The sequence below is a fragment of the Propionispora hippei DSM 15287 genome (assembly GCF_900141835.1).
GTDB classification, from domain to species: Bacteria; Bacillota; Negativicutes; order Propionisporales; family Propionisporaceae; genus Propionispora; species Propionispora hippei.
In genome coordinates this window covers 130,024-146,032 of the sequence record NZ_FQZD01000009.1, presented here as the reverse complement: position 1 = coordinate 146,032, position 16,009 = coordinate 130,024, and the positions used below count along the sequence as shown (strand labels likewise).

The 16,009-nt window shown below is 50.9% G+C and carries 12 protein-coding genes; 10 read left to right on the top strand and 2 right to left on the bottom strand.

The genetic code is table 11. The features are described from left to right. Nucleotides 1–36 precede the first annotated feature (36 nt). Nucleotides 37–1,470: a sodium:solute symporter family protein gene (locus F3H20_RS06865; protein WP_149734205.1), complete on the bottom strand. Its 1,434-nt coding sequence runs from the start codon at nt 1,468–1,470 to the stop codon at nt 37–39. Between the two features lie 408 nt (nt 1,471–1,878). Between F3H20_RS06865 and F3H20_RS06860 the strand changes: the two genes are divergently transcribed. The 7 genes from F3H20_RS06860 to mutY all read left to right on the top strand — a co-directional run bounded on the left by F3H20_RS06860 (nt 1,879) and on the right by mutY (nt 11,338). Further along, the gene (locus tag F3H20_RS06860) at nt 1,879–3,153 is read left to right on the top strand and encodes an ammonium transporter (RefSeq protein ID WP_223191660.1); all 1,275 of its coding nucleotides are present in this window, start codon (nt 1,879–1,881) and stop codon (nt 3,151–3,153) included. 146 nt (nt 3,154–3,299) lie between these two features. Next, on the top strand, nt 3,300–4,544 hold the full coding sequence (locus F3H20_RS06855; protein WP_149734204.1) for a glycerate kinase type-2 family protein: 1,245 nt from the start codon (nt 3,300–3,302) through the stop codon (nt 4,542–4,544). Nucleotides 4,545–4,766: 222 nt separating this feature from the next. Next, nucleotides 4,767–6,320 (top strand): ArnT family glycosyltransferase, encoded by a 1,554-nt coding sequence (locus F3H20_RS06850; RefSeq protein WP_149734203.1) that lies wholly within the window; start codon nt 4,767–4,769, stop codon nt 6,318–6,320. 17 nt (nt 6,321–6,337) lie between these two features. Beyond that, nucleotides 6,338–7,930, top strand: a complete 1,593-nt coding sequence (locus tag F3H20_RS06845; protein ID WP_188128226.1) for an ArnT family glycosyltransferase — start codon at nt 6,338–6,340, stop codon at nt 7,928–7,930. Between the two features lie 41 nt (nt 7,931–7,971). After that, nucleotides 7,972–8,649, top strand: coding sequence for a response regulator transcription factor (locus F3H20_RS06840; protein WP_149734201.1), 678 nt, complete (start codon nt 7,972–7,974; stop codon nt 8,647–8,649). Next, nucleotides 8,650–9,948, top strand: a complete 1,299-nt coding sequence (locus F3H20_RS06835; RefSeq protein ID WP_149734200.1) for a sensor histidine kinase — start codon at nt 8,650–8,652, stop codon at nt 9,946–9,948. A gap of 334 nt (nt 9,949–10,282) precedes the next feature. Continuing rightward, complete coding sequence (gene mutY / locus F3H20_RS06830) at nt 10,283–11,338, top strand: A/G-specific adenine glycosylase (protein WP_188128225.1); 1,056 nt, start codon at nt 10,283–10,285, stop codon at nt 11,336–11,338. A gap of 188 nt (nt 11,339–11,526) precedes the next feature. Here mutY and F3H20_RS06825 read toward each other — a convergent pair whose 3' ends face one another. Then, a complete protein-coding gene (locus tag F3H20_RS06825; protein ID WP_149734198.1) occupies nt 11,527–11,958 on the bottom strand; it encodes a hypothetical protein in 432 nt (143 codons plus the stop codon). Between the two features lie 203 nt (nt 11,959–12,161). Between F3H20_RS06825 and F3H20_RS19850 the strand changes: the two genes are divergently transcribed. The 3 genes from F3H20_RS19850 (at nt 12,162) to F3H20_RS06815 (ending at nt 15,941) form a co-directional block, all read left to right on the top strand. Then, complete coding sequence (locus F3H20_RS19850) at nt 12,162–12,326, top strand: hypothetical protein (protein ID WP_188128224.1); 165 nt, start codon at nt 12,162–12,164, stop codon at nt 12,324–12,326. Between the two features lie 346 nt (nt 12,327–12,672). Next, on the top strand, nt 12,673–14,139 hold the full coding sequence (locus F3H20_RS06820) for a two-component system sensor histidine kinase NtrB (protein WP_223191663.1): 1,467 nt from the start codon (nt 12,673–12,675) through the stop codon (nt 14,137–14,139). Nucleotides 14,140–14,345: 206 nt separating this feature from the next. Further along, complete coding sequence (locus F3H20_RS06815) at nt 14,346–15,941, top strand: putative polysaccharide biosynthesis protein (RefSeq protein WP_149734196.1); 1,596 nt, start codon at nt 14,346–14,348, stop codon at nt 15,939–15,941. Nucleotides 15,942–16,009 lie beyond the last annotated feature (68 nt).

Here is a 16,009-nt window from a genome sequence, read left to right as displayed (position 1 = left end):
AAGGAGCAGTCTTGTGCGTGACAGACTGCTCCTTTGCTATGGGGTGTTTTTTTCGGAATCTCTGGCGGGAAAGAGAACCATCATGCCAAGCATGACGAGCATGGTGGCGACGAGAGCAGTCGATTGGGCGTTTAAAAAACCAAGGCCCTTACCGCCATAACCAAACTGCAGGACGGCGGTAATAACGATGCCTGTCAGAGCGGTGAGGAAGGCGGCTGCCGTACTTGGCCGCCGGGAAAACAGGCCAAACAGGAGTGGCGCGGTCAGCGAAACCGACATGAGAGAATAAAAAATAGACAAGGCCGCGATGATATTGGGCAGGACGATGGCCAAAAGCACACCAATCAGGCCGGCTACGGCGGTGACTACCCGGTTGATGCGCAGCAGCTTTTCGTCCGCGATGGAAGGGTTAACAAAGGTTTTGTAGAGGTCCTTGGTAAAGGCGGTGGTGATCATATAGAGCACTGCGTCGGCGGCACTGATCTCCGCCGAGAAGATGGCAGCCAAGGCCAGCGCCGAAGCCCAGAAGGGCATGCATTCTTTCATGACGGTAGGCAGTGCCAGATCACGCTCGGTAAGCTGCGGCAGCGTCACAAAAGCCGCCATGCCGAGGATGACCGGAACCAGGGAAAAGGCCAGCATGACCAGGCCGCACAGGAAGGTACTGCGGATGACTGTTTTTTCGTCTTTGGCACTATAGACTTTACCAATCAGGGCTGGTGAAATAAAAAAGGAAGGAGTCAGCATCAGGAAAAACCCAACCAGGGAAGTGATGCCGATGCCGTCAAAACTAAAATAGGAGGCAGTCAGGGCCGCATTGCCCAAATGGGCGGCCACCTTATCCTGCAGGCCGCTCCAGCCGCCTACCGCCTGCAGGACAAAGGGCAGGGCGATAGCAAAGCCAAGAAATTTGACACAAACCTGAATGATATTGACATAGGCGGCCGACAGCAGACCGCCGGCGCCGAAATATAGTACAACCACCAGGGCGCCACTGATAATGCCGGCTGTTTTAGACATGCCGGCTACTGCCGATAGAATCCAGGCGATGCCCATCAACTGTCCGGCAAAAATTGCGATGCTGCCAATGGCCATCAGCAGGGAAATCAAGGCGCGAAAACCGGGACTGTAACGGTAGTCAAGATAATCGCCCAAGGTATACAGGTTGTGTTTGACGGCTTTGCGCCAGATCGCCGGGCCAACCCAGAAGGCCAGAATCATGGTGCCGACGGCGGAGGCGATAATCCACCAGGCCGCCGATATGCCTGTTGTATAGCCAAGTCCGGCGATCCCGACGGTGGAACCGGCACCGATATTGGGGGCAATCAGGGTAGCAAATAGTAAACCGGCACCAAATTTGCGGTTGCCGACAAAAAAGTCATTAGTGTTCTTTACCCGGTTTTTTAATAAAAAGCCAATGGCAATTAAAAATAACGCATAACCAAAAATAATCCAGACGTATCCGTTCATGATTACAGCTCCCTCGACTCTCATCAGCCAGCAGGCTGACTGTTTGTCCGTTGATTTGGAATATATTCATTTTAGAGTATAGACCGGTATTTTTCCAGTGAAAAATTCTACAGACGAGAATACTAGTGGCTCACCAATGCTAAAAATGCAATTTTTTGACGGATCTTTTTCCGCAAGACTTTATTGCCGGTGTCTTGTAAAAAACTTTCATAATTTAATTCGCACCTCCAGATTTGACGGATCACTGTCTAATCCGAAGGGAAAATTAATTGAAATTGATATTGACAGTACCGTGAAAAATGTCTAAAATGATGAAGTAAAATTAACATAATGAAAATGAGGCAATGAAGCCTTCGCTATATGCGAGGGCTTTTTCTGTTTTTTTTTAAGTTTAAGGAGGTTGTCCGGATGGAGCAGGTAATGGCAATCAGTGCAGGAGACACAACGTTCGTATTAGTTTCGGCGGCATTGGTCATGTTTATGATCCCTGGGGTGGCTTTTTTTTATGGCGGCATGGTGGGGCAGAAAAATGTATTGAACACACTCACCCAGGTTTTGGTTGTGCTGGCTATTGTATCGATAGAGTGGGTTGTGTTTGGCTACAGTTTATCCTTCGGACCGGATCATGGCGGGTTGATCGGTGATATGAGCATGCTGGGGCTGCAGGGGGTAGGGCCTGCCGGAAATGGCGATTATGCCCCGACTATTCCGCATTTGGTATTTGTTATTTTTCAGATGATGTTTGCCGTGATTACACCGGCGTTGATTTCCGGTTCTGTCGTAGAAAGAATGCGGTTTCCCGCGTTTGTTGCCTTCACCTTTATCTGGAGTGCGGTGGTGTACAATCCGCTGGCTCACTGGGTGTGGGGCGTAGGCGGCTGGTTGCGGGAAATGGGGGCGTTGGATTTTGCCGGCGGTACGGTGGTTCATATCAGCTCCGGCATTGCCGGTCTGGTTGCCTGTGTCATGCTGGGCAAGCGCCGTAAGCAGACCAGGCCACATCATTTACCCATGGCCGTACTGGGAGCCGCTATGCTGTGGTTTGGCTGGTTCGGTTTTAACAGCGGCAGCGCATTGGCGGCCAATGCCCTGGCGGCCAACGCATTTTTAGTGACTCATCTTTCAGCGGCGGCTGGGGCGGCAGCCTGGCTTATCGTGGAATGCCTGCATGAGGGAAAACCCTCGCTGCTTGGCCTGATCAGCGGTGCGGTGGCCGGTTTGGTTGCCATTACGCCGGCAGCCGGTTTTGTCACAGCCATGTCTTCGATTATTATCGGGCTATTGTCCGGCGGTATTTGTTATTTTTCCGTTACGATTATGAAGGGGCGCCTGGGCTACGATGATTCGCTGGACGCTTTTGGTATTCACGGGGTCGGCGGCATCTGGGGCGCTGTGGCTACCGGACTGTTTGCCACGACATCAGTCAACAGTGCCGGGGCTGACGGCTTATTCTACGGTAACGCCGCCCTGCTGATACCGCAGCTTGTAGGAGTGCTGGCCGCCTGTGCTTTCAGCGGCATAGCAACCTATATCATCATGAAGCTGTTAGGCGCTGTCATGGCCGTCCGTACAGAGGCGGCGGTCGAAAGCACCGGTCTTGATATTAGCGAGCACGGGCAGGAAGCGTATGAACTGACGCTGGCCACGGTGCTGCCCCTGCCAAAGGAGAAGTTTTTGGGCTAAAGAGCGTTTTAAAATAAGCAATTTGTTTAATAGTTTATTTGTAATATAATAAAAGAGTCAGATATCATGGAATACATTGTGTAGTTGGACCAACTATATATGGATTTCATGATTTTTTATCTGCAGGTTAAGAGAAGAGGGATACGATGACCGATCTACGGGAAGACGCAAGAAGGATTGTCAATGAAGCCATTGCCGGAGTACTGCCCCACCAGGCGGTGGGAGCTGCACTGGCAGACTGCCGGTTTCCCGGCAGAGTTTATCTGGTTGCTATCGGTAAAGCCGGTTTCTCGATGGCGCAGGCCGCTGCCAAGACGCTTGGGCCGGCTCTGGTCAAAGGAGTTGTTCTTACTAAATACGGCCACGCCCAGGGGCTGCTGGAGCGGATTGAAGTAGTGGAAGCAGGACATCCGGTGCCTGACCGGAATACGCTGTACGGCACTGAAAAGGTGTTGGCGCTGGTTGAGGGGCTTACGGCAACAGATACCGTACTCTTTCTGGTGTCCGGCGGCGGTTCGGCCTTGTTTGAAAAACCGCTGCCCGGCGTGGACCTGACCGATCTGGAAAAAATCACGCAGCAATTACTGGCCTGTGGTGCCAATATTGTTGAAATCAATACCATCAGAAAAAGATTGTCGGCGGTCAAGGGTGGGCGTTTTGCGCACTTGTGCCGGCCGGCCCAGGTGTTTTCCGTTGTCCTGTCCGATGTGCTGGGGGACCGTCTGGATTCGATTGCCTCCGGTCCGGCCTGGCCCGACGCAGCGACAGTAGAGGAAGCCCTGGCGATTGTGGAAAAATATAAATTAAGGCTGCGGCCGGAGCTTTTGGCCAAGCTGAAGCTGGAAACACCCAAGCAGGTGGACAATGTTACCGTCATGGTTACCGGCAGCGTGAAAGCCTTGTGCCGCCAGGCTGCCGCCGCAGCGGAAAGACTCGGTTACCGTCCGGTTATTCTTACCACCCAGCTGACCTGTGAGGCTCGGGAGGGAGGACGGTTCTTAGCGGCGATTGCCCGGGAGATCAGGGATGGTGGCTATTTGCAACCGCCCTGTGCGGTCATTCTGGGTGGCGAGACCGTCGTAAATGTAAAGGGGAAGGGCAAGGGCGGTCGAAATCAGGAGTTTGCACTGGCCGCTGCCGAAGGGATCGCCGGGCTGGCGGATACGGTGGTTATTGCTGCCGGGTCGGACGGTACGGACGGCCCAACTGATGCTGCCGGCGGGCTGGTCGATGGCCAGACCCAGGAGGTGCTCTTGCGACAGGGGTTAAAGATAGGGGCGGTTTTGGAAGACAATGATGCTTATTGTGGATTGGCGGCTTGTGACGGCCTGGTGTTGACCGGGCCGACGGGGACCAATGTGAATGATGTAGCCGTCCTGCTGTGCCGATGATTTGATCGGCGGCTAATGAATATAGTTAGTTGGCAAAAAGCGGAAGAATGGATTAATCCATTCTTCCGCTTTTTTATGTCTATGAGATTTTCAGTCTTTTTTCAGAATCTGCTTTTATACTTGGGCTAACCAGAGGAACCGGCGGGCTTTTTTTATGGCAGGCAGTAGTTTGCCGATAGCCAGCGGTTCCTTAAGCAAGACTGGAAGGGTAGGACAAATATAATGAAATGGGATAGAAAAGCAGAGTTGGCTATTGTTGTGTTAGTGGCCGCGTTTATTATGTTTTTTCAATTAGGACATTTGCCGCTCCTGAATCCGGATGAACCGGTTTATGCTCAGACAGCAAGGGAGATGCTGCAGACAGGGGACTTCATATCACCCCGGATCTACGGTGATTTTTGGTATGATAAGCCGCCCATGTATTATTGGCTGGTAGCCGCTTCATTTAAACTGTTTGGGCAGAACGAGTTTGCCGCCCGCTTTCCTTCGGCCTTACTGGCCGTTTGCGGCGTCCTCGTGGTTTACCGTTTCGGCAAGGCCATCTTTGGCCGGCGGGCCGGGCTTATTGCTGCCTTGGTGCTGGCGACCAGTGTGGAATATTTTTACTTGGGCAAGGCGGCTGTAACCGATATTACATTGACTTTTTTTATGACGGCTTCCTTGCTGTTGTACCTAAAAGGAAAGTACTATCCGGCTTATGTGGCTGCCGGACTGGCGGTTTTAACCAAGGGTCCTGTAGCTATTGTTTTACCGGCAGCCATTGTCCTGGCTCATCTTGTTTGGACAAGGGGATTTGGTGAGATAAAACGGATCAAACTAGTTAGCGGAACACTATTAATGTTGTTGGTTGCCTCTCCCTGGTATTTGGCCATGTACCATTTTCATGGTATGGACTTTGTAGATACCTTTCTCGGCTTTCATAATGTAACCCGGTTTCTTAAGCCGGAGCATCCATCCGGGACGCTGTGGTATTACTACATTCCTGTGCTTTTACTGGGTTTTTTCCCCTGGTCAGTGTTTCTTGGCCAAGCTGGTAAACGCATTTGGCAGGAACGGAAAGGACTGGTTGGCCGGGAGTTGAGTTTTCTGGTTATCTGGGCGGGGACGGTGTTCGTTTTTTTCAGTCTGTCTCAGACTAAGTTAATTTCGTATATTTTACCGATGTATCCCCCCTTAGCTCTACTGACCGGCTGGTATATCGATCACTGCATCTCCCGGGAGGCGGTACGTAGCATGTTTGGCGAACCGGTTATTTTGCTGCTGCTAGTCTTTGGCTTGCTGGAAGGCGGGCTTATTTGGGGAGCTTTGGCGTATCTGCCGGCGCTTATCCCGGGTGCCGTTCTGACTGGCCTGGTTTTTGGGATCACTGCTGCCGGCGCCTGGCTGGCTGTAAAACAGGGCCGGGCGATACGGCTTGTCGGAGTGCTTACTGGCGGCATGCTGCTATTTATTGCCGTTTTGATGACCAGCCTATTTCCGGCAGCGGCGCCGGCCCTGTCGGTTAAGGATGTGGCTGCTGACTTTAAGGCCCAGTATGACGGGCAGGCGCCGGTCTATGTGGAAAAGTTTCTCCGGCCAGGCTTTGCCTACTATACGGAACAGCCTGGTAAGGAACTTACGTCGATCAATCAGGTACTGGACAATATGAAAAGTACATCAAGACCAATTTATTTTGTTGTTAAGGAGAAAAACTACCGGAGCTTGCCGCCTGCAGAGCAGCAAGAACTGCAGCTTGTTGCGGTAGCGGACAATGTGGTAGTGCTCAGGAAAGAATGAGCAAAGTTGGTGAAATTATGAAAAATATATATCGAATTCTTCTATTTATTGCTGTATTTATGTTATTTGCCAGCTTTGGACAGCAACTTCCCATTACTGATCCGGTGGAATCCAACTATGTTTTGACGGCTAAGGAAATGCTGGCGGCCAATAGCTGGCTGTCGCCACAGATTTACGGCCATGTATGGTTTGATAAGCCGGCCATGGTTTACTGGATGTTGAACCTTTCCTTTACACTTTTTGGCGTGAACGAGTGGGCGGCTCGGCTGGTACCAGCCTTGTTTGGTGCCGGCGGTGTGGCGCTCATGGAATGGTTTGTCTCTCAGGTGGCCACGCCACGCCAGGGACTGCTGGCGGCCGGACTGCTGGCGACTTCCTTCCAATATTTCTTATTGTCGAAGCTGCTGATTACCGATATGATTCTCTTCGTGTTTGCCAATGGGGCAGTGGCATTGTTTTATTTGAGCTATACGCGGCGGGATAAGACGAGATACCGCTATCTGGGGATGTACCTTTGCATGGCGCTGGCGGTACTAACCAAGGGACCGGTTGGCCTGGTGCTGCCGGCGTTGATTATTGTGCTCTTTCTTGCCTGGGAGCGAAATTGGTCTGAATATAAGGAGCTTCGCCTTTTTTCGGGAGGCCTATTCTTTCTGGCGGTAGTGTTGCCCTGGTATGGGTATATGTTTTTTGCCTATGGCGATGCTTTTTGGAATGCTTTCTTTGGCGTTAACAATTATCTGCGGGCGACGGTGTCGGAGCATCCCAAGGGTGATGTATTTTACTATTATATTGTGATATTTTTGGTCAGCACGCTGCCGTGGAACGGCTTAGCCCTGGGTGGATTGTACACCGGGTTGAAAAAACTGGGCAAAGACTCTCTATACACGCTGCTGACCTTATGGGCCTTGCTGTATTTAATCGTTTACTCCTGCATGGCCACCAAATACCCGACCTACACCTTTCCGCTGCTGTTTCCGGTGGTAATTCTGGCGGTGCTGTATGTGACGGAACGGAGTATAAAGAATAGCGCCGCCTGTATACTGGCGCCGTTTGCCTTGGCCTTTGCCGTCTTTCTCGGCGCCAGTTATCCTTTTACCTCTTTAACGGCGTTTAGTGGACTGGTGGCGGTTAGTCTGGCGCTTATTGGCTATACCTGGTGGCGCGGTCAGCGGCGCGGCTCCAGGGCCATGGTTTGGGCGGGTTGTGCCGGAATGCTCTGCTTTTATTTTCTCGTTTCGGTTTTAGTCTTACCTGATGCAGCCCGGGAACGGTCGGGCAAGGAGCTAGCCGAATTGCTCCGCCCTTATGCCGGCTATACGATAGGCACTTATCAGTTTTATAGTACCTCGGCCGTTTTCTATAGTGGCAACCTTTTGGTAAAGATGCAGTCCCCCGAACAGGATAAACCCTCGCAAACCGGGCTGAACTGGTCTTTGAAATATACTATGCCGGAAAGTACCTTGCCGGAGTTATATAAGCAAGCCGGACCGGTCCTTGTAGTTGTAACGACTGATAAGACGAATGATTTTGAACAAGAGGCGAAAGGCTATACCTATGCTAAAGTAGGTGCTTCCGAGGAGTACTGTTTGTATAAACTGGAAAAATAGTTGAAACAATGGTAGTATGAAAATAAAAACGGAGAATGGTTATGCACATTTTGTTGGCGGAAGACGACCGGCGGTTGGGGAATTTGATTCAGCACATGCTGCAAAAAGAGGGAATGACGGTAGATTGGGTGGTTAGGGGTGATATGGCGCTTGAGTACGCGGCATATTCGCCTTATGATGTCATTATATTGGATTGGATGATGCCGGGACGAACGGGCTTGGCGGTTTGTGAAGAGTTGCGGCAGACGGGTTATCATCAGGCCATCTTGCTGTTAACCGCCAAGGACGCGGTGGAAGACCGGGTGCTTGGCCTGGATACCGGCGCCGATGATTACTTGGTGAAACCCTTCGAGTTTTCCGAATTGCTGGCGCGCCTGCGGGCGCTTTGCCGGCGTAGTTCTCATCAACTAAAAGAGGATGTCGTTGAGTTTGGCGGGCTGGCTCTGGAACGGACCAGCCGGGTACTGCGCCAGGCTGACGGGAGTAAGACTCAGCTTTCCGGCCGGGAGTTTCAGATTCTGGACATGCTGCTGCAAAATAAGGGACAGGTTGTGCCCAGAGAACTGATTCTTGACCGCGTATGGGGCTTGGAGGCGGAGGTTACGTCCAATAATTTGGACGCCTATGTTCGTCTGTTGCGCAAAAAAATTGATCCCAGCGGCAGCAACGGCTTACTCCAAACAGTGCGGGGGATCGGCTATAAATTGGAGGAAGCGTAGATGTTCACCAAGATCAGATGGCGGCTCACTTTTTTGTATTCCGGTTTTATGGGTTTTTTCTTACTGGCCTTTGTGGTGAGCACTTATTTTGGCTTGTCGTGGGTGGTGTATTCAAACGAGAAGGATGAAGTGCTGCTGTTTGCCGAGGAGGAGGCCCGAGAACACGCTGCTGTGATGATGCATGGTGATTTACTGCAACAGGCCTTTCAGGATCAGGAGAACCGGGATATGGGCCGAATGTTTGCCTATGCGTTTGATAATAAAGGCAAGATGATTACAGCGGAAAAGCCTAATGCTAACATTGAAGATATTGTGCTCGACAAAATTGCTCACTGGAATGCGCCAATGGGCGAAGTGGTGCGGCTGCCGGTGGATTTGCCGGATACCGATAAGGATTTGCTGCTGATGCTGGTTGCCCTGCCGGTCATGCATGGGGAGGAACAGCTAGGTACGGTGTATGTCGGTCGTGACAGCAGTCAGTATTATCAGCTTTTACAGACGCTGCTGTATATTTTGGCACTGGCTTCCCTGGTGTTTTTGCTGGTTGCCTCGGCCGGCGGCTATATCATGGCCGGCCGGGCGATGATTCCTATAAAAAAATCCTATGAGCGGCAGCGGGATTTTGTGGCTGATGCCTCGCACGAACTAAGGACGCCGCTCAGCGTACTGATGGCTTCGGTGGAGGCGGTTCAGGCGGAGCAGCAAAATGAGGAACAGGGTTTTGTACGGCAGGTGTTGGCCGATATGAAGGACGAAATCAGGCGAATGACTAGGCTGATCAGTGACTTGCTGACCTTGGCCAGGGCTGATGCCGCAGTAATCAACCTTTTTAAGGAAAACTTTGACTTGGTGCCACTGGTGAAGCAGGCCGTCAGGACTATGCAGCACCTGGCAGTGGAGAAGACTATAAAAATTGATTTTAGCTCCGCCGAAACTTCATTACTTGTTTTTGCCGATAAAGAACGCATTAATCAATTATTGCTGATCCTAATGGATAACGGAATAAAATATGTGCCCGCCGGCGGCCGGGTGATGATCAATCTGGAGCGGGCTGCTAAGGCGGATGAGGTGATATTGAGAGTAAGCGATAATGGTCCCGGTATTCCTGAGAGTGAGCAGGCGATGATTTTTGAACGGTTTTACCGGATGGATAAGGAACGGTCCCGGGAGATGGGCGGCAGCGGTCTGGGACTGTCGATCGCCAAATGGATTACTGAAGCTCATGGCGGGACAATTACGGTAAAAAGCCGGCCAGGCCAAGGGGCTTCCTTTATTGTCACGCTGCCCCGGGCTTTCTAGGGAATGAATACTCGTTGCCACACTCCCAACATAAAAAAAGCAAGCCGATCGAAGCGACCGGCTTGTAAAGTGGGAGAGGAGAAAGTTTAGAAAATCTTCATGCACTACTATTATTGCGCTATTTTGGATGAATTATACATTGTACGAAAAAATAAAAAAATATTTCTGGATTTTTTGTTCCGCAAGGCGAAGGGGCCGCTCATATCGGATATATAAAGGCGACGACAACAACGGGAGTTGGAAAAAGACTGCAAGATGTTCCATATATTCAGGCGAAGCAGGGTATTATGGTATAATACGTAACATAAAGTGTACAGCACAAAGGAGAACAGGTATGAAGATTGCGGCCCTGCTGCTTGACTGGTACGATAAAAATGCCCGTGATTTGCCATGGCGGCGGGACAAGGACCCCTATAAAATATGGGTGTCGGAAATTATGTTGCAGCAAACCCGGGTGGAAGCGGTTAAAGACTATTACAAACGCTGGATTACCCGCTTTCCCAACCCCGGAGAACTGGCCCGGGCCTCGGAGCAGGAGGTGCTGACCTATTGGCAGGGCTTGGGCTATTACAGCCGGGCCAGAAACTTGCTGGCTGGTGTCCGGGAAGTTTGCGCCGCATATGGCGGCAGCATGCCGGAAGAGGGGGAACAGGTTCGGGCTTTACCGGGTGTTGGTGATTATACGGCCGGCGCAATTTTAAGCATTGCCTATAATCGCCGTGTCCCGGCGGTAGATGGCAATGTTATGCGGATTTTCAGCCGGTTGTTCTGTTTGGAAGAGGATATTTTAAAGGCTCCGGCCAAGCGGGCAGTTCACCGTCTGGTGCAGGAGCAAATAGACAAGGATAGGCCGGGGGACTTTAATCAGGCATTGATGGATCTGGGAGCCATGATCTGCGTGCCGCAGCGGCCCCGCTGTCCGGAATGCCCGCTCCGGAATCTGTGCTTGGCCCGGGAACGGGGCGTGCAGGAGGTGTTGCCTGTGCGGTCCCCTAAAAAAGCGCCGGTTAAGGTCAGTCTGGCCGCCGCGCTGCTGGAACAGGACGGTCGCTATCTGATCTGTCAGCGCCCGGTCTCCGGCTTACTGGCCGGCATGTGGGAGTTTCCGTCGTTAGAGCTTAGGGACGCATTGACGGAAGCGGATCAACTGCGGGACTGGCTGCAGTCGGTATTTCTTCTGGAGGTCCGGGTATTGGAGGCAGAAAGGCAAGTGGTTCATACCTTTAGCCACCGTCAATGGCATTTGACCTTTTATCGCTGCCGCCTGCTGTCCACGGCGTCGGAGCTGCCGGACAACGCCCGCTGGTTCAGCCTGAACGACGGAGATCGTCTTCCCTGGGCCGGTCCGCACCATCATGTAGCAATGGCTTTACGGGACGATAAAGAATAAAAAAGGGAGGTTTTCTTGGCAAAACAGCCAAGAAAACCTCCCTTTTTATTCTTAGGGAACCACTGATTTATTCGCACTGCATTCTGGCGGATCTTTTTCCTCTGGCTGTGTCAGCAAAACCTGGAATAGGACTGCTATTCCTGTGATTTACTTCCTTGTCAGCCTGGCAGGTCCATTAAATCAGCGGGTCACTGTAACCAGGAATGGGCGGCTCCGTAAAAAAAGCTCCCCAGCATATCAAGACAATAAGCAAGATAGAGCAAGGAAAAATAGACTTGCAAAAAGAACATGCCGGCGGCGATAAAATCACCGGATTGTTCAAGCACCTGATCGGAAGCTTTGATCAGCAGGAACATTTCGGCGATGAAAAAAAGCGGCGCTATCGAATATAAAAGGCCCGACAGTGGTGTATGTACCGTGTAGTAAACGTAGCCCATCCAGCCGAGATTCATCACGGCCGACAATAGGAGGGACAGGAGCTCGCTTTCGCTGGTCGCGAATTCGGCATCCTCCTCCTCAGCGAATACTTCGCCGGCAGAAGCCGGTAAAAATATGTCAATTACGGTGTTCCAAAGAATAAAGAAAGAAAAAGCAAAAGAAAAAATACTTAACAAACCCATAAATCAGGATAGTCCTTTCTTGGCAGTAAGATGTTGAAGAAGGTATCTTGTTAATGGTATCATAAATTCTAAAATACATAAATAGCTTTCCTGAATTATTGCTGACTGATTTTTGCCAAAAAATCAGTATCGTCTTAATATCCGGACGGTTCATCACGATATATATAATAGAAGGTATTATATGAGCCAAGGAGGGCGAAAATATGATTACCAGAGTTATGGCGATACAACCTGTTCAAAGGATTGACCTGCAATATCGTGATAATGACCGCCGGCAAAATGCCATGGCGGGGAAAAGAAAACCATCGGGCAGTTTTAAGGATGTTCTGTCCAAATCTGCCGCGCAAAAGCCGTCTGTCACAAACTAAGCTCTGTATAAGTGCTTGTCTGGGATATCTATATTTGCATACAGGTCATCTGATAAAAGCTTTGCCTTTTAAGGCAAAGCTTTTATTAGGTATTTATCATTGCTGATCGTAAAGTGGTGTAATGATGAGCTTTTAACAAACTCATGGAAGTTATGAGGAAAATATCGATGTGGTGCAGGACTGTGGATTTGCTTGGCGAATGAAATTTTTAATTTGTATTCTCAAAATCGCGGAGTCGGGCAGTAGCGTGGAGATAAATCAGCACATGGAGATCATCGGAGCGCACATGACGCTTTATTATTTATAGGGTTATGTTTTCTAGCGGAAAAAGGGGGAACTCCTATTGATGCCGATAGCAGTTCATAAGCGTGCCTGTCTTGTGATCGCAGTGGTAATGACTGTTGGATTTCTTTTCTTTGCTTTAGTTCACTTGAACGATCAGCGACAGCTTGATGCAACAAAGAAAGAGCGGGAATTATTAAAAATTGCCGCCATGCTGGAAGGCAGGCTTTTGCCGGTGCTGGAAGGGCTGGACAACCAGGGGATTTTGACGGACGGCTTTTCGAAACGGCAGAAACGGGCCCGGATCAATGCGGTCCTGCAGCCGGTGCTGAATGAATTTGCCGAAGAATATCCGCTTTATTCTCTGGGGTTTTATCTGGAGGATCTCCAGGTTGTGGCTGTGGCGCCTTTTAACTGCAGTTTGCTGGGAAGAACGGTGCTGGTTGACCCACTGCAGGATTTCGAGCTGCAGCGCGTCAGCATGCCATATATAGAAAACGATTTCACCTGGGATGGGAAGGAGCAACTGCTGTTGACTTATCCGGTGACGCTAGGCCATGTACGGGGCCATGTGTGGGTCAATTGCAAGTCGCGGCCTTGGGATGCCGCAGTGATGTGGCCGACGGCGGGGCGGTTGGCGGTATTTTTTGTTTGCTGGTTTTTAGCGATGATCTTGCTATGGCAGTTATTTAGAAGAATGGAAAACGGTCTGGGCCAACTGGTGGAGGAGTGGCGGCAGTTCGACGCATTGCCGGCGCGGCTGCGGGAATATCCTGCGCTGATACCGCTGTTTGAACGGCTGGTTCAATTGCAGACAGCAGTTCAGACTGAAGTGGCAACCAAGGAAAAGCTGGGCCGGGAGATCAGCCGCCTGGACCGGCTGCAGCTCGTATCGCAAATGGCGGCCGGCGTGGCCCATGAAATTCGCAACCCCATGACAGTAGTAATGGGATTTGTTCAGATGATGGCGCAAAAGGCGGAGGAACGTTCAAAGAGTAAGTTTGCTCTGATTATGGACGAATTGAAACGGGTTAACGACATTATTTCCGATTTCCTGTCGCTGGCGCGGGACAGGGAACTCGAAATGGGGCGGTACAGCCTCAATGATATTATCCAGGGGCTATATCCGCTCATTTTTGCTGATACTATCAAGCAGGGCATTGACCTTCAGGTGGAATTGGCCGACCAATTGCCTCAGGCCTATTTGGACAGCAAGGAAACAAAACAGTTGATTTTAAACCTGACCCGCAACGCAATTGAAGCCATGACCGGCCGGGGAAACCTGCTGATCCGGACCGGCCGGGAAGGCGGCAGAATCCGGCTGTCCATTGCTGATACGGGCTGTGGAATTCCCCAGGATATTCTCGACAAAGTGTTTGATCCGTTTTTTACGACCAAAGCGGAGGGGACCGGTCTGGGGCTGGCTGTCTGCAAAAATATTGTAGACCGTCACGAAGGGACGATTGAGGTGGAATCTTCGCCGGGCAAGGGGACGGTTTTTACAATTTATTTTCAGGTTGCTGGAGGTTAGTACAAAGATAATGGTTTAAAAAATGAGTGGAACAAGGTAAAATGTAAGTATTGGCGCACGGTTAGTGCGGTTTGATTATATCCTGACAAAAGTTTAGTGCTGACGGGTGATTTTTCCGCAGATTGAGGATACTATGGCTATGCCGCAGATGTAATCATGATTATTTGAAGAAATGTCAGAAAAAGTGGAACGGAGACATAGGATAGATGAGCAATGCGTTTTTGAAAGGGACACTGGTTTTGACCATTGGCGGCGCCATTGTCAAGGTGACCGGTGCGCTAAACTGGATGATTTTGTCACGGGTGCTAAGCGCGGAAGGGATTGGAATTTATCAACTGGCTTTTCCTATTTATGTACTGGCTTTTACCGTATCGTCGGCCGGTTTCCCGGTAGCTATCTCCATCGTTACGGCAGAAAAGCTGGCTAACAATGACTTTAAAGGAGCGAAACGGGTATTTACCGTTTCGCTGTCCGTTATGGCTATCACCGGTCTGATTATGAGCCTGCTGATGTACTTTGGCGCTGGCTGGCTGATTGATACACATTTTGTACGGGACGCCCGGGCCTATCATTCGCTGATTGCCTTGGCTCCGGCTGTGTTTTTTGTGACCCTGCTTTCCAGCTTTCGGGGTTATTTTCAGGGCTGGCAGTTTATGACTCCTACGGCTGTGTCGCAGATCGTGGAGCAACTGGTGCGGGTAGTGACGATGATAGCCTTTGCCAGCATGCTGCTGCCGCAGGGACTGGAATACGCGGCAGCAGGTGCCACCTTTGGTGCCGCGCCTGGTGCCGTATTCGCCCTGGGGGTACTGCTGGCCTATTACTGGCAACTCAAGAAAAGATACCAGGAAAAGTTGAAGGATCAGGTGGCTTGTACCGTTCAGGAGACTAAACGCAGCATTATCCAGCGGATTGTCAAGCTATCTATTCCGGTTTCGCTGGCCCAGATGCTGCTGCCCGTGGTAGCTATTTTAGATTTGCTCATCGTGCCGCTTCGTCTGGAGACGGCCGGGTTTTCCGTCGAACGGGCGACCGAATTATACGGCTACCTGACCGGCATGGCGCTGCCGCTGGTCAATATGGCCACCATTTTGACGGCTTCCCTCGCCTTAAGCCTGGTGCCGGCCATCTCAGAAGCCGCCGCCCTGGGGGACCGGCAGATGTCTTATCAACGAGTGGCCACAGCTATGCGCATTTCCAATTTAATTACCATTCCTGCCTGTATCGGGCTTAGTATTCTGGCGACACCGGTGTCGCAGATTTTTTATGGAGCGCCGGAGGCGGGGACTACCGTCGCCGTCATGGTCATCGGCATATTTTTTCTGGGCATGCAGCAGGTTTCGACCGGTATTTTGCAGGGCTTAAGCCATACCAGCATCCCGTTGATTAATATGGTGATTTCCCTGCTGGTGAAAGTGCTGATTAACTGGATTCTGGTGGCGCTTCCCTGGTGGGGTATCGTCGGTGCTGCCTGGGGAACGGTAGCCGATTATGCGGTGGCTGCCATACTGAATATTTATTTTGTAAAACGTTATACCGGCTTTAGTATTGATCTTGTGGAAACAGGTAAAATGCTGGTTGCCGGTGTCGCCATGGGTGGCGTGATTTACGCTGTTTTTGGCCTGCTGGCAGCCGGCGGCGTATTTATCGCCACCGCTGCCGCTATCGTGGCCGGCAGTCTGATATACGGGGTTGTATTAATCCTGACCGGCGGTCTGGTGGAACAGGATATTCGTATTTTGCCCTATGTCGGTCCTTGGCTGGCCGAGTTTCTGCAAAGACGGAAATGGCTGAAAAAATAAGGTTTTGGAAGAAGATAAAGAGGACGCGCCGCTGCGTCCTCTTTATTTCTTCCGTTGCATTTCGCTGC

Bases quoted from the DNA above. Each gene is read 5' to 3' on its own strand.
- F3H20_RS06840 (WP_149734201.1), top strand. From the start codon at position 7,972: ATGCACATTTTGTTGGCGGAAGACGACCGGCGGTTGGGGAATTTGATT.
- mutY (WP_188128225.1), top strand. From the start codon at position 10,283: ATGAAGATTGCGGCCCTGCTGCTTGACTGGTACGATAAAAATGCCCGT.
- F3H20_RS06865 (WP_149734205.1), bottom strand. From the start codon at position 1,470: ATGAACGGATACGTCTGGATTATTTTTGGTTATGCGTTATTTTTAATT.
- F3H20_RS06815 (WP_149734196.1), top strand. From the start codon at position 14,346: ATGAGCAATGCGTTTTTGAAAGGGACACTGGTTTTGACCATTGGCGGC.
- F3H20_RS06835 (WP_149734200.1), top strand. From the start codon at position 8,650: ATGTTCACCAAGATCAGATGGCGGCTCACTTTTTTGTATTCCGGTTTT.
- F3H20_RS06845 (WP_188128226.1), top strand. From the start codon at position 6,338: ATGAAAAATATATATCGAATTCTTCTATTTATTGCTGTATTTATGTTA.
- F3H20_RS06855 (WP_149734204.1), top strand. From the start codon at position 3,300: ATGACCGATCTACGGGAAGACGCAAGAAGGATTGTCAATGAAGCCATT.
- F3H20_RS06825 (WP_149734198.1), bottom strand. From the start codon at position 11,958: ATGGGTTTGTTAAGTATTTTTTCTTTTGCTTTTTCTTTCTTTATTCTT.
- F3H20_RS19850 (WP_188128224.1), top strand. From the start codon at position 12,162: ATGATTACCAGAGTTATGGCGATACAACCTGTTCAAAGGATTGACCTG.
- F3H20_RS06820 (WP_223191663.1), top strand. From the start codon at position 12,673: ATGCCGATAGCAGTTCATAAGCGTGCCTGTCTTGTGATCGCAGTGGTA.
- F3H20_RS06850 (WP_149734203.1), top strand. From the start codon at position 4,767: ATGAAATGGGATAGAAAAGCAGAGTTGGCTATTGTTGTGTTAGTGGCC.
- F3H20_RS06860 (WP_223191660.1), top strand. From the start codon at position 1,879: ATGGAGCAGGTAATGGCAATCAGTGCAGGAGACACAACGTTCGTATTA.